The 14,834-nt window shown below is 31.8% G+C and carries 12 protein-coding genes; 6 read left to right on the forward strand and 6 right to left on the reverse strand.

Annotated features, from left to right (window positions below):
* Window positions 1-39: 39 nt before the first annotated feature.
* The 6 genes from ACFO3U_RS08950 to ACFO3U_RS08975 form a co-directional block, all read right to left on the reverse strand.
* Window positions 40-462 carry an acyl-CoA thioesterase gene (locus tag ACFO3U_RS08950; protein WP_379740845.1) on the reverse strand — a complete coding sequence of 141 codons (423 nt, stop codon included), beginning with the start codon at window positions 460-462 and terminating at the stop codon, window positions 40-42.
* Between the two features lie 156 nt (window positions 463-618).
* Window positions 619-2,199, reverse strand: coding sequence for an FMN-binding glutamate synthase family protein (locus tag ACFO3U_RS08955; protein ID WP_379740848.1), 1,581 nt, complete (start codon window positions 2,197-2,199; stop codon window positions 619-621).
* Between the two features lie 48 nt (window positions 2,200-2,247).
* Window positions 2,248-3,834, reverse strand: coding sequence for an AMP-binding protein (locus ACFO3U_RS08960; protein WP_379740851.1), 1,587 nt, complete (start codon window positions 3,832-3,834; stop codon window positions 2,248-2,250).
* Window positions 3,835-3,857: 23 nt separating this feature from the next.
* Window positions 3,858-6,158: an oxidoreductase gene (locus ACFO3U_RS08965; protein ID WP_379740854.1), complete on the reverse strand. Its 2,301-nt coding sequence runs from the start codon at window positions 6,156-6,158 to the stop codon at window positions 3,858-3,860.
* A 112-nt stretch (window positions 6,159-6,270) separates the two neighbouring features.
* A complete protein-coding gene (locus tag ACFO3U_RS08970; protein ID WP_379740857.1) occupies window positions 6,271-6,741 on the reverse strand; it encodes an SRPBCC domain-containing protein in 471 nt (156 codons plus the stop codon).
* A gap of 1 nt (window position 6,742) precedes the next feature.
* Complete coding sequence (locus ACFO3U_RS08975) at window positions 6,743-7,348, reverse strand: flavin reductase family protein (RefSeq protein WP_379740860.1); 606 nt, start codon at window positions 7,346-7,348, stop codon at window positions 6,743-6,745.
* A gap of 246 nt (window positions 7,349-7,594) precedes the next feature.
* On the opposite strand from ACFO3U_RS08975, the gene ACFO3U_RS08980 reads away from it, so the two are divergent.
* The 6 genes from ACFO3U_RS08980 (at window position 7,595) to ACFO3U_RS09005 (ending at window position 14,788) form a co-directional block, all read left to right on the forward strand.
* Complete coding sequence (locus ACFO3U_RS08980; RefSeq protein ID WP_379740864.1) at window positions 7,595-8,014, forward strand: IS1/IS1595 family N-terminal zinc-binding domain-containing protein; 420 nt, start codon at window positions 7,595-7,597, stop codon at window positions 8,012-8,014.
* Window positions 8,015-8,110: 96 nt separating this feature from the next.
* On the forward strand, window positions 8,111-9,331 hold the full coding sequence (locus tag ACFO3U_RS08985) for a hypothetical protein (RefSeq protein ID WP_379740867.1): 1,221 nt from the start codon (window positions 8,111-8,113) through the stop codon (window positions 9,329-9,331).
* Between the two features lie 24 nt (window positions 9,332-9,355).
* Entirely contained in the window at window positions 9,356-9,616 is a 261-nt protein-coding gene (locus ACFO3U_RS08990) for a DUF4212 domain-containing protein (protein WP_379740870.1), read from the forward strand.
* A gap of 27 nt (window positions 9,617-9,643) precedes the next feature.
* A complete protein-coding gene (locus ACFO3U_RS08995) occupies window positions 9,644-11,401 on the forward strand; it encodes a sodium:solute symporter family protein (protein WP_379740873.1) in 1,758 nt (585 codons plus the stop codon).
* A gap of 325 nt (window positions 11,402-11,726) precedes the next feature.
* Window positions 11,727-14,429 carry an ATP-binding protein gene (locus ACFO3U_RS09000; protein WP_379740876.1) on the forward strand — a complete coding sequence of 901 codons (2,703 nt, stop codon included), beginning with the start codon at window positions 11,727-11,729 and terminating at the stop codon, window positions 14,427-14,429.
* On the forward strand, window positions 14,426-14,788 hold the full coding sequence (locus tag ACFO3U_RS09005) for a response regulator transcription factor (RefSeq protein ID WP_379740879.1): 363 nt from the start codon (window positions 14,426-14,428) through the stop codon (window positions 14,786-14,788). The genes ACFO3U_RS09000 and ACFO3U_RS09005 overlap by 4 nt, the downstream gene beginning before the upstream one ends.
* The last annotated feature ends 46 nt before the right edge of the window (window positions 14,789-14,834 follow it).

The following is a 14,834-nucleotide window of genomic DNA, read 5'->3' on the forward strand; positions in this document are numbered from 1 at the left end:
ATATAAATTTTAAAATTTCTTAAATCTGTGTTCCCTGTTCTATAATTCGTATTGTTTTATTTTATTCTTCATTTCCTCTGAAAAAGGTTCAGCTTTTATATCATTCCTGTTTTCGTTGAATGCTACATTTACTAAAGTTACTTCTCCTTCAAGACAGGTTTTTCCTTCTTCATCTTCAAATTTGAAACCACATAGAATAGAAGCTCCTCCAAGGTTTTTTACCCAAAGTTTTTTTGTTAGTATTTCTCCTAATCGAGCTGCTTTTTTGAATTGTACTTTTAAATCAACTGTTGGAATTCCATTGGTTTCGTGCATTTTTGAAAAGGGTCTCTCTAAGGCTTCTTCAAACCAATCCTCTACTAAATCGTTTAGCATTTCTAGAAATCTTGGATAAAAGACAATTCCAGCGTAATCAATATGCTTGAATTTGATTTTTTCTTGTTTTGTGAATATTTGATTCATTCTTTTATTTTTTTGCCACAGATTACACTGATTAGCACGGATTTTTAAAATTATTACTTCTCTTTATTAATGGTCTAGCCCAGATAGGAACGGTATCCTTTTTTGTCTCGTTCAAAAACGAGATAAAAAAGATATAGTGGATAGCTGGATTAGCTTCTAAAACTTCTCTACACTGGCTCTTTTCCAAAAATACAAAAATTCTTGAGGAACCGTTTCTTCTTTTAACAAACAACCAGTTACTAAATCTGGGAAAATTTGAGCAAAGGTTTCGACTTTGTTTCTGTCTATTCTTGTGGTTATCACATCTCTAGTCACTAAATCTGGATGCATAATTCCTGCAGAAGCCATTAAATCTACTGCACTTTTTACGGTTTCGCTTTGAAAACGTGTCACACGAATGCTTTTGTCTTCTGGAACTAATCCTTTCATCAAAGATGGATTTTGTGTGGCAACTCCAGTTGGACAAGTATTAGCGTGACATTCTAAAGCTTGAATACAACCTAACGCAAACATCATTCCTCTAGCAGAATTGCATAAATCAGCTCCCAATGAAAGGTTTCTAATAATATCAAAACCAGTAATTACTTTTCCAGAAGCTATAATTTTGATTTGATTTTTTATACCAAAACCATTCAAAGCATCATGGACAAAAGCTACAGCATCTCTTAAAGGCATACCAACATGATCTGAATATTCTTGTGGAGCAGCACCCGTTCCACCTTCACCACCATCAACAGTCACGAAATCAAAATAGGTTTCTGTTTGAACCATGGCTTTACAAATCGCAATGAATTCTGATTTGTTTCCAATGCAAATTTTCATTCCAATAGGTTTTCCACCAGACTTTTGTCTTAATAATTTAATGAAATCCATTAATTCTAAAGGTGTACTAAAAGCAGAATGTGATGGTGGTGAAATGATATCGTGTCCTTTATTGACTAAACGAATAGCTGCAATTTCATCGGTTACTTTTTCTTTGGGTAAAATTCCACCATGTCCAGGTTTTGCTCCTTGTGAGAATTTGATTTCAATCATTTTTACGTTGTCTAAAATGGCTCTTTTTTCAAATTCATCTACATTGAAAGTGCCATCAAAATTTCGACAACTGAAATAACCTGTTCCAATATTCCAAACTACATCACCACCTTGTAGATGATAAGGAGATAAACCACCTTCACCCGTATTGTGATAAAAACCTCCTTGTTTTGCACCATTATTTAACGCTAGAATAGCATTTTTACTTAAAGAGCCATAACTCATAGCACTTATGTTAAAAAGGCTAGCCTCATAAGGTTTTGTGCATTGCGAAGAACCAATTCGTACTCTAGGATCATGTTTTGCTTCAGCAAACGGAATGGAACGAATACTATGATTAATCCATTCATAACCATCATTATACACGTCTAATTGCGTTCCAAAAGGCATAGAATCAACTTCTTTTTTACTTCTATGATAGACAATATTTCTTTGCAAACGATTAAAAGGTTTTCCATCAGTATCTGTTTCAATGAAATACTGACGCATTTCTGGTCCAATGGCTGATAAAATATAACGCATTCGACCTAATAATGGAAAGTTTCTTCTAATGGTTCTATCTGAGAAATACATATCGTATAATCCCATGATGATTAATGGAATTAATATGAGTAATAGGAAACTAAACTTCCAATTCACATAAGTTAATATGGCTGTTAGTGATAGAAATGTGAAACTAACTACTAAAAAGGTTTTTCTCATTTTTATTTTTTTAGATTCTGAAACAAGTTCAGAATGACAAATTTTATGTTATTTCAATTTAAATCGTTGAATTTTACCTGTTTCTGTTTTGGGTAAAGTATCTAAATAATTTATTACTCTTGGATATTTGTAAGGTGCAGCTACTTCTTTGAACCACTGTTGAATAGATTTTGTTAATTCATCGGAAGCTTTATCTTTTTCTTTCAACACAATATGCGCACAAACCAACATACCTCTTTCTGAATCAGGTAAACCTACAACTGCACATTCTAAAATATCCTGATGAGTTAAAAGTACGGATTCTACTTCAATGGCTGCAATATTATAACCTGAAGAAATAATCATATCATCTCCACGAGCTACAAACCAAAAGTAACCCTTCTCATCTTTTTTAAATATATCACCAGTAATATTCCAACCGTTTTGAACGTATTCTTTTTGTTTTTCTTCTCTATTTAGGTATTTACAACCTGTAATTCCTCTTACGGCTAATTTTCCTGGTTGATTTGGAGGAAGTTCATTTCCTTTTTCATCTATGATTTTAGCTTCATATCCTAAAATAGGTAAACCTGTTGCACCTGGAACCATGTTTTCTTCGTTGGATGAAATGAAAATATGTAACATTTCTGTCGCTCCAATGCCATCTATAATTTTTAAACCTGTTGCATTATACCAGTCTTGCCAAACTTGTAGCGGTAAAGTTTCTCCGGCTGAAACACATTTTCGTAAACTTGAAACATTAAATTCATTCAGTTTTGTGGTTAAAACTCTCCAAGCAGTTGGTGCTGTGAAACAAATGGTAATTTTATATTCTTCAATAGCTTTCAAAAGTAAATCTGGACTTGGTTTTTCGATTAAGAAAGTGGAAGCACCAAAATACATGGGAAATAAAACCAAACCACCTAAACCAAATGTAAATCCTAATGGTGGACTTCCTATAAAAATATCATCTTTAGTTGGTTGTAAAGAATAAACTGGAAAGGCTTCACAAATATTCAAAACATCTTTGTGATAATGAGCAGTCATTTTGGGTAAACCTGTAGTTCCAGAAGTAAAACCAATTAAGCAAACACTATCTACTTTGGAATGGTAATTATCAAACGTTTTAGGTTTAGATGCCATTAATTGTTCTAAATCGCCATTTCTGTAAAAACTTTTAGCTTTTAAAAAGTTAGATTCAACTTGATTCATTTCATCGGCTAAATCAGCATCACATATTGCAATCGAAATTTCGGCACAATCAATAATGGTTGTTAATTCTTTAGCTCGAAGTAAAGGCATAGTGGCTACAACAATACCACCTGCTTTTATGACAGCAAACCAACAAGCCACCATCATTGGATTGTTAGCAGAACGCAATAAAACTCTATTTCCAGAAACTAAACCTAAGTCATCTATCAAAACATGAGCAATTTGATTGGCTTTTTCAAATAAATCGTTGTAAGTCCATGTTTCTTCAAAAGTACGAATACAAAAGGTATCACCATTGCCGTTTTTGATGTGATTATCCAACAAACGTTCTACACAATTTAGCATTTCTGGATGTTGAAATTGAGGTAAATCACACAAATAGTCAGGTTGCAAAGTGATATTTGGTAGGTTATTGTGAGCGAAATTGTCTTCGTGGTGTCTCATAATTCGTAATTCCTAATTCGTAATTATTTCTTATTGCTTTTTGGTTTCAATGCTTTTTTCATTCCTTCAGCTTGTTTTCTTTCGGAAGCTTTTAAAGGATATAAGTGAGAAATTCCCATTTTGTATTGATTAGGAATATCTTCTGCTTGGAATTTTTCGTAAGCTTGAGCATTTCTAACAAAATAAGGGTCTAATAGTAAAGGTCTTCCTAAAGCCACTAAATCAGCTCTTCCGTTTAGAATTATAGTGTTTATTTGGTCAATGTCTTGAATGTAACCAGCTGTAATTGTTGGAACATGAACCGAATTTCTGATAGTATCTGAAAAAGGAGTTTGCCACATTCTACCAGTTTGTGGTTTTTGATGTGCAACTGTATTTCCAGTAGAAACATTAATAATATCAGCTCCAGCATTTTTGAAAGCCGTTGCAATAGTTATAACATCATCTTCTGAAATTCCGTTTTCAGCCCAATCAGTTGCTGAAATTCTAACAGACATTGGTTTTTCTTTTGGGAAAACATTTCGCATTGCATTGAAAACTCGCATAGGAAATTTTAAGCGGTTTTCGATACTTCCTCCAAATTCATCTGTTCTAATATTAGTCAAAGGAGAAAGGAAAGAAGCTAATAAAAATCCGTGATGAGCTTGTAGTTCAATCATGTCAAATTTTGCTTCTTCAGCGTTTTTTGTAGCTTGAACAAATTGTCTGCAAACCAAATCCATATCTTCCAAAGTCATTTCTTTTGGATTTGGAAAGTTTTCATTGAATGGAATAGGAGAAGCAGAAAGTAATTCCCATTTATCTTTTAAATCATCAGTTTCCCAAGGTCTTTTTGTGGCACCTTTTCGACCCGAATGACCTAATTGAATTCCGATTTTTGTTTGCGTATTTTTATGAATGAAATCATTAATTCGTTTCCATTCAACTATTTGATTTTCATTATATATTCCAGCACAACCTAAAGTAATACGTCCGTTTTCTGAAACAGCCGTCATTTCGGTTAAAATCAATCCTAAACCACCAATGGCACAAGAAGTATAATGTTGAAAATGCCAATCGTTAACCAATCCATTTTCTGCCGAATATTGTCCCATTGAACTCATTACAATTCGGTTATGTAGTTCTAAATTTTTTAATTTGAATTTTGAAAAAGCAGCGGCTATTTGTTGTTGGTTGTTGGTTGTCGGTTGTTGGGAAGAATTGAATTCTTCAAGAACTTTATCAGTAAATGATTTGTCGCGTATTTGTAAGTTTTCGTAGGTTACTTTTTTAGAACGAGTCATGCATCCAAAGGCAAATTGGTAAAATGGATGTTGCATGTGTCGGTCCATATTTTCAAACCAATCGAGAGAAACATTGGCAGCATATTGAATCATTTCTACAATGTTTCTTCTTGATTTATCGTAGTTTTCAAATGCTTTTTGAATGTTATTTGGATTTTCAACAAGAGCTTCTGATAAAGCAATTGCTGATTCCATAGCTAATTTCGTTCCAGAGCCAATAGAGTAGTGTGCTGTGGCTTTCGAATCTCCTAATAAAACGATGTTGTCTTTAAACCAGTTTTCATTAGTTACATGTGGAAATTGCCTCCAATGTGATTTATTGGTAATTAATGGATGACCGTCTAATTCAGTTTTGAATAAATCTTGTAGTTTTTGAACGGTATCTTCTTCATTATAAGTATCAAATCCGTATTTCTCCCAAGTTTCTGGAGCACATTCAAAAATCCAAGTACTCATGCCTTCTTCGTATTGGTAGGTATGAGCTGCAAACGTTCCGTGTTGGGTTTCTTTGAAAAAATAGGTAAAAGCGTCTAATGGTTTTGTAGAACCCATCCAAACGAATTTGTTTTTCTTCAACTCGACATTTGTACCGAAATCACTTTCAAATTGTGTTCTTATTTGACTTGAAATTCCATCACAAGCTACGATTACATCTGAATCAGCAAATTGACTTAAATCGTCCACATTGGCTTCAAAATGAAGATTTACACCTTCTTCTTGGCAACGTTGGTGTAACAATTGCAATAGTGTTTTACGAGAACAACCACAAAATCCGTTTCCAGCAATACTAACTTCTTGTCCGTCACGAGCTATAATAATATCATCCCAATAAGCGAATTTACTTCGAATTAATTCATAAGATTTCATGTCTTTTTTCAAGAATTCCCCTAAAGTCTCATCAGAAAAAACCACTCCAAACCCAAAACTATCATCCGGACGATTGCGTTCGTACACATCGATTTGGCAATCAGGCATTGCTTTTTTGGTTAATATCGAAAAATATAGTCCTCCTGGACCACCACCAATTACTGTTATTTTCATTTTTATGCTGAATTTATTTCAGTATTTTTTGTTTTTTTGGAACACAGATTTGAGAAATTTAAGAAATTAAAAAAATCTTTTTTTTCTATGTTCTATATTCTATTTTCTTCTTTTAAGAACATTGATTCTCTGGTCTCATGAAATCAAAAGCACCTTTTCTTAAATTAATGCCGTATTCTACATAAGCTTTTAAACAAGAAAGAAAATTTGACCATCCAAAAGAATTTCCTGATAACCATTTTAATCCTTTTTCATTGTTTTCCATACTTTTTTCTGTAATTGAAACTAGCGTAGAATTGTTTTCTTTCTCTGTCAAAGTCATTTCTACCAAAAGTTCAATATCATCTATCATCCAATAATAGGAAATAAATTTATCCTTTTCTATTTTGCCAACACGAACAGGACAATCGAAATCAAATTCTGGAAATTTCCAAATTAATTCTTTTCCTTCTTGCATAATGCCATTGCTTTCTGAAATAAAATAATTGACCATTTTTTCAGGATTTACAATTGCTTCAAAAACCTCATGAATAGGTTTTTGAATCTGCATAGCTACTTTAATTTCTAATTGTTTTGTTGTCATTCTAGGCTCTTTTTATGGAGAAAATTTCTCCCAATGTACCATAATTTGAACCTGCTAAACGGGCAACAGGTTTGTATTTGTCTAAATTTATATAATTGTTTTCCAATAGTATTGAATCATCTATATGGATAAGTTTGATTTTTCCGATTACTACACATGCACCTCCATTTGCTTCATTGTCAATGAAATAATGATGTATTTTTTCGCATTCAAAATGAACTAAACTTTCTTTAACTCTTTTGGGTTTAACCATTATTGAATCAATAGGAGTAAGGTTGGCTAATTCAAATTCATCTACATCTGAAGTTACAGCAGCAGAAGTTGCATTCATTTTTTCTACGATTTCATGCGTGACTAAATTCACAACAAATTCTTTGTTCTCTAAAACATTATTTAAAGTGTCTTTGTTTTTATTATTATCTCTTCTTGTAGAAAACATCACACAAGGAGGATCACTTGAAACCATGTTAAAATAAGAGAAAGGAGCAAGGTTGTTAATTCCGTTTTTGTCAATTGTTGAAATCCAGCCAATTGGTCTAGGAATTATGGTTCCTGTAAGGAGTTTGTATAACAGTTTTTCGTCTGTTTCTTGGGTATTGAATTGCATTTTAGTTGTAGTTGTTTCTACAAATTAAATAAAATATTAGGAGTTATGGAATGATATTGGATTATATTTTTTCAAAAAAAACATATCTAACATAAAATGCACTCATTTATAAATATTTACTAATTTCTATTAAATTGCTAATTTTTATGAGTTATTTTTTTATAGTCAATAAAAACATCCTAAATTTTTTCTGTATTTGATAAATTATATTTGCAAAATTAATATATTTATGCAAATTTTTTATACATGGAAATTGTTGCTTGTCCAAAATGTCAGAATACAGGCATTGTAAAGAGTGGAATAATTAAAGAAAGACAACGTTATTTATGCAAATCTTGTACTTATTATTTCACCGTAAATAAGTTAGGTAAAAAGATTGATGATTACTACGTAACAAAGGCTTTGCAATTGTATTTAGAAGGCCTGAGTTATAGGGAAATTGAACGAATCATTGGGGTTTCTCATGTTTCGATTAGTAATTGGGTAAAGGAGTTCAAAATAAAGAAACCTCCACATCCTAATTATCATCCAACTTATAAAATATTTAAGCATAATGAGTTAATTGAATATTTGAAAGATAAAGAATTATTATCAGGTGCTGGAATGATTATAACCGAGCTAGGAGACAAGTTTATGCTAATTAAATGGGAACGATTTAAGGATTAGCTATACTTCTTTACATATATATATATCATAATTTTTTTCATTAACAAAATTTTAGAATTTGGTCGAACAAAATTAACAACTAACCAAATTTTAATTATGAAAAAAGTAATGTTTCTATTCGTGTTATCCCTATCTTATTTTGGGTTTTCACAAGGTTCTCCAGATTATGGAGGAGGATTAAAAGTTAATATAAATGAAGATGGTTCAAAATACTTCAGAATCATTTCGTGGGCACAAGTACAAGCACAATACAATGATGATGTGCCATCTACTGATAGTAAATTAAACTTCAATTTGCGAAGAGCTCGTGTTTTAATGTATGCTCAAATTAACAAAGATTTTTTAATCCTTACTCATTTTGGATTAAATAGTTTAAACGCTAATAATTTATCTCCAACTGGAAAAGGAGAATCTTCTCAATTATTTTTTCATGATGTATGGGCACAATATAGTGTTGGAAAAAATCATGCTGTTGGTGGAGGTTTACATTATTGGAATGGTATTTCTCGTTTAAACAATCAAAGTACATTAAACATAATGACTTTAGATAATCAACGTCAATCATGGGCAACTTTAGGTTTATCAGATCAATTTGCTAGACATATTGGTTTTTATGCTAAAGGAACTATTGATAAATTTCAATATAGAATTTCTATAAATGAGGCTATGACAAATAATTTACAAGCAACTGCTGTTCCTGTAAATGGTGGTGCTGCTACCTATACAGGGAGAAGATTATTAGGTTCTAGAGATGCAGGAAAAAACTTTGCTGGATATTTTGAATATGCTTTTAAAGATAGTGAAAGTAACTTTTTACCATACAAAGTAGGAACTTATCTTGGAAGTAAAAAAGTATTTAATGTTGGAGCTGGATTCTTTGTGCATCCGAGTGGTTCTGTAGTAGCTGATGCGTCAGGAAATTTGAGTGGACAAGATGTAAAAATATTAGCTGCAGACGTTTTTTATGATGCTCCAGTAGGCTCAAATGGAGGTGCTTTAACCGCTTATGCATTATATCAAAATAATGATTATGGTAAAGACTTTACTTTAGGAACAACCTATGAAACAGGTTCATTACTTCATGGACATCTTGGGTATGTAATTCCTTCCCAAAAAACCACAAAATTCCAACCTTATTTATCGTATGATGCTAGAAAAATTGATGCATTAAATGATAATGCAAATCAATTAGGTATTGGAACAAACTTATATTTCAGTGGACATAATTCTAAATTGACATTAGAATATCAATCCCTTAAATATGCTACAAACAAAGCTGTCAATACTGTGACACTACAAGCAATGATTTATCTATAAAAAATCTTTAATTAAATAACTATTATGAGCGATAAACAAAAACATGCTACGGCTTATTGGAAGGAAAATCTAAAGTATCTTCTAATATTATTGAGTATTTGGTTTGCGGTTTCTTATGGAGCTGGAATCTTATTCAAAGATACATTAAACGAAATCAAAGTTGGTGGATTTCCATTAGGATTTTGGTTTGCACAACAAGGTTCAATCTACGTCTTTGTGATTTTAATTTTTGTCTATGTTCGATTGATGAACAGATTGGATAAAAAATACGGATTTGACGATTAATTAATTAACTAAAACAAAAAAAATATCATGGATGTACTTACTTGGACCTACATCATTGTAGGGATTACATTTTCTCTATACATAGGAATTGCTATCTGGTCTCGTGCTGGATCAACAAAAGAATTTTATGTTGCTGGTGGAGGAGTTTCTCCTTTAGCTAATGGAATGGCAACTGCTGCCGATTGGATGTCAGCAGCTTCATTTATCTCAATGGCTGGAATTATATCTTTTGCAGGATATGATGGAGCTGTTTACTTAATGGGTTGGACAGGTGGATATGTGCTTTTGGCATTATTATTAGCACCTTATTTAAGAAAATTTGGAAAATTTACAGTACCTGATTTTATTGGGGAAAGATACTATTCTAACACGGCTAGAACTGTAGCTGTAATCTGTGCGTTAGTTGTTTCATTTACTTATGTAGCTGGACAAATGCGTGGAGTAGGAGTTGTTTTTTCTAGATTCTTAGAAGTGGAAATTGAAACAGGAGTGGTTATAGGAATGGTAATTGTACTTTTTTATGCTGTTCTTGGAGGAATGAAAGGTATTACTTATACACAAGTAGCACAATATTGTGTGTTAATCTTTGCTTTCATGGTACCCGCTATTTTTATCTCAATACAAATGACGGGTAATCCAATTCCACAATTAGGAATGGGTGGAACGGTTACTGGTGATGGAAATGTTTATTTATTGGATAAATTGAACGGTCTTTCTACAGAATTAGGATTTGCAGAATATACCAATGGTTCAAAATCAATGATAGATGTATTTGCAATAACTTTAGCATTAATGGTTGGAACAGCAGGTTTACCTCACGTAATTGTTCGTTTCTTTACTGTTAAAAAAGTTAGAGATGCTCGTAAATCTGCGGGTTGGGCTTTATTGTTAATTGCTATTTTATACACAACTGCTCCTGCGGTATCTGTTTTTGCAAAAACTAATTTAATTGAAACTGTTAGTAACAAAGAATATGCAACTATGCCAAAATGGTTTACCAATTGGGAAAAAACAGGATTATTAAAATTTGAAGATAAAAACGGTGACGGAAAAATTCAATATTATAACGATAAATCAAAAAATGAAGAATTCTTAGCAGCTCAAGAAGCAAAAGGGTTAAAAGGAAGTGAATTAACAATTGATAACGACATCATGGTATTGGCTAATCCAGAAATTGCACAATTGCCAAACTGGGTAATTGCATTGGTTGCTGCTGGTGCATTGGCTGCGGCATTATCAACTGCTGCTGGTTTATTATTGGTAATTTCATCTTCAGTTTCTCATGATTTAATCAAAAAAATGATCAATCCAAATATTTCTGAAAAAGGAGAACTTTGGGCTGCACGTGGTGCTGCTGCTGTAGCTGTAGTTGTAGCAGGTTATTTTGGAATTAATCCTCCAGGATTTGTTGCTGCTGTGGTTGCATTGGCTTTTGGTTTAGCTGCAGCATCATTCTTTCCTGCGATTATTTTAGGAATTTTCCACAAACGAATGAATAAAGAAGGGGCAATAGCCGGAATGGTAGTAGGTTTATTGTTAATGCTTTTCTATATGTTAAAATTCAAATTCGGAATTTTTGATGGTGGAAAAGAAGCTGTTGATGGTTTAAAAGCCAGTTGGTGGTTTGGTATTTCTCCTGAAGGATTTGGAACGGTAGCTATGATTGTAAACTTCATTGTTGCATTTGCAGTAAATGCCTTTACACCAGCTCCTCCGCAAGATGTTCAAGATATTGTGGAACATATTAGAATTCCTTCTGGTGCAGGTGAAGCAACAGGACATTAAGATTTCATTTTAGTTTAATTGGTCATAAACTAAGTTACATTTCTCTGCTTTTTTAAAGGCAGAGATTTGTTTTTTTATACATTTACTTTCATACAACATTTAAAAAAAATCAATATATTTACTTTATAGTAAATTCGTATGAAAAAAAGACATCAACAAAAATTATTAGTATTAAGTATTGGGTTGCTAATTGCATTTAACTTACCTATTTTACTTCTTTTTGATAGTACAAATGCATTGTTAGGTTTTCCAATTATTTATATTTATATATTCTCCCTTTGGCTCTTTTCTATCTTAGTTTCTTTATTAGTTGTAAATCGATATTATGAATAGTATAGTACTAATTATCATTTTATTAGGCTATTTAATCTTCTTGTTTTTTATTGCACATTGGGCAGAAAAAAAAGGAAATATAAAATGGACCAACAATTCCTATATATATTCCTTATCCTTAGCGGTTTATTGTACAGCTTGGACTTACTATGGTAGTATTGGAGTAGCAGCTAATTCAGGATTAAGTTATATTGCTATTTATATTGGTCCCATCATAATTATTCCGGCTTGGATAATAATTTTAAGAAAAATCATTAGAATTTCAAGGGTAAATAATGTCTCAAGTATTGCTGATTTTATTTCACTTAGATACGGCAACAGTAGGTTTTTAGGAGCCATTGTTACACTTGTATGTTTGTTTGGGATTTTGCCTTATGTTGCTTTGCAATTAAAAGCTATTGCTGAGACTTTTCACATTGTAACCAAAACTTCTTCGTCATCCTTAATTTTTAATGATACCACAACGTATGTTGCTGTTGCATTAGCTTTATTTTCATCCTATTATGGAACGCGCTATGTAGATGCTTCAGAAAAAAGAAAAGGAATTGTTATGGCAGTAGCCATGGAAAGTATTTTAAAACTTGTATTCTTTATAATCATTGGAGTTTATGTAACCTTTTTTGTTTTTGACGGCTTTGAAGACATTTATCATCAAGCTTCACAACTGACTGGTTTTGAAGAAAAAAATAAAATTGGTGGTTTAACACAAGGCATCAACTGGTTCTTTATGTGCATGGTTTCCTTGTTTGCTATTTTTTTATTGCCTAGACAATTTCACATTTCGGTTGTGGAAAACAATAGAGAACGTCACATTAAAACAGCTATTTGGTTGTTTCCTTTGTATTTATTGATTTTCAATTTGTTTGTTTATCCCATTGCTTGGGGTGGCAATATTTTGTTTAAAGGACAAAATGTCAATGCCGATACTTATTCATTACTCATTCCTCAATTTTTTAATAATGATTTATTAACCATTATTGTTTTTTTGGGAGGATTTTCAGCAGCCATATCAATGATTGTAGTTTCAAGTATTAGTTTATCTACAATGTTGAGTAATAACATATTAATTCCTTATACATTCTTAGGAAAATTAAGAAATGAAGAACAATTGGTCAACAACAAAAAGATTGTAAACATTAGAAAAATAGGTATCTTTTCAATAATTATTTCATCCTATTTTATCTATAGATTTTTTGCTTTAGATTATAACTTAGTTTCTATAGGGTTAATTTCGTTTGTTATTATTGCTCAATTAGCACCTGCTTTTTTTGGAGCAGTTTTTTGGAGAAGAGGTTCGTGTTTAGGTGCCATTTGGTCTATAATTATTGGGTTTTCAATATGCATGTACACCTTATTAATTCCTTATGCTATTGGCATTTATTCAGACAATTCACCATTTATTTCAGAAGGGTTGTTTCATATTCAAATTTTAAAACCTTTTCAATTGTTTGGATTGGATTATTTGCAACCTGTTCCTCATGCGTTATTTTGGAGTTTGCTGTTCAATACAATGGTTTATTTTGCGGTTTCTGTAAGTTTTAAAGGAAATTATAGAGAACGAAATTATGCCGAAATGTATGTAGATATTGAAAAATACAGTGCAAATCACGAAAATGCTTTTGTTTGGAAAGGAACGGCTTACACCAGTGATATTAAGAAAGTCTTAATTCGATTTTTAGGAGAAGACAGAACAAAACGAGCCATGCATATTTTCAATACAAAATATAATGTAGATTCCAATCAAGAACTTGCCGATGCTCGTTTGGTTAAATTTGCCGAAAATCTTTTAACCGGTCACATTGGTACTGCCTCAGCAAGAATTTTGATTTCAAGTGTGGTCAAAGAAGAAAAAGTCACTTTGCCTGAAGTTTTAAAAATCTTAGAAGAATCCAAAGAAAATATCATCATTAATAAAAAGTTGATTGAAACTTCTAATGAATTGAAAAAGATTTCATCACAACTTAAAAATGCTAATGAAAATTTAGTGATAAAAGACAAACAAAAAGATGAGTTTTTAGATACTGTTACTCATGAATTGAGAACACCAATCACAGCGATTAGAGCAGCCAGTGAAATTTTGCACGATGATGATGAAATTCCAGAAGACTTGAAGAAACAATTTCTACAAAATATTATTTCCGAATCCGATAGATTGAATCGTTTAATCGATAAAATTCTGGATTTGGAAAAGTTTGAAACAGGAAAACAAACCATAAATCCCAGTAATAATGACTTAATTGAAACCATAAAAAATTCAATTGAACCGTTGCAACATCTAATCAAAAATAAAAATATTGATGTAATTTTTAACTCAAGCAATGCTGTATTTTGTTTTTATGATGAAGATCGTATTATTCAGGTTATTACCAATTTATTATCTAATGCTATTAAATTTTGTCCAGAAAAAAACGGAAACATTACCATAAATTGCAAAATTGAAAATACCTTTGTAAAAACAACCGTAACAGATAACGGAAAAGGAATAAACCCATCAGATGTTGAAGCAATTTTTGATAAATTTTACCAATCCACCAATCAGAATATTAAAAAACCTGTTGGAAGTGGTTTAGGTTTAGCTATTTGCAAACAAATTATCGAACATCATCAAGGTAAAATTTGGGTAGAACCAAGTGCAAAAGGAGCTTGTATTGCTTTTACTTTGCCTTTAAAAAATTATGAAACTATAGATTTATGAAGAAGATTTTAATTGTTGACGACGAACCAAACATTGTAATGACTTTGGAATATACTTTCAAAAAAAGCAATTATGAAGTATTTATTGCTCGTGATGGTCAAGAAGCATTGGATATAATAAAAACCATTTTTCCAGATGTAATTATTTTGGATATTATGATGCCAATGGTTGATGGTTATGCTACATTAGAGCAAATTAAAAAAGACAAAAATTTAAAACACACAAAGGTTATATTTTTATCTGCCAAAAACAAAGCTTCGGATATAGAGAAAGGATTAGCACTGGGTGCAGATGCTTACTTAACCAAACCATTTTCTATTAAAAATGTTGTGGATAAGGTGTTTAAATTGGTTGAGTAAGTTGTAAAGCAATAACCATTAACAATAAGCCATTAACTATATTTAT

The sequence above is a fragment of the Flavobacterium ponti genome (assembly GCF_042652765.1).
In the GTDB taxonomy this organism is placed as follows: Bacteria; Bacteroidota; Bacteroidia; order Flavobacteriales; family Flavobacteriaceae; genus Flavobacterium; species Flavobacterium ponti.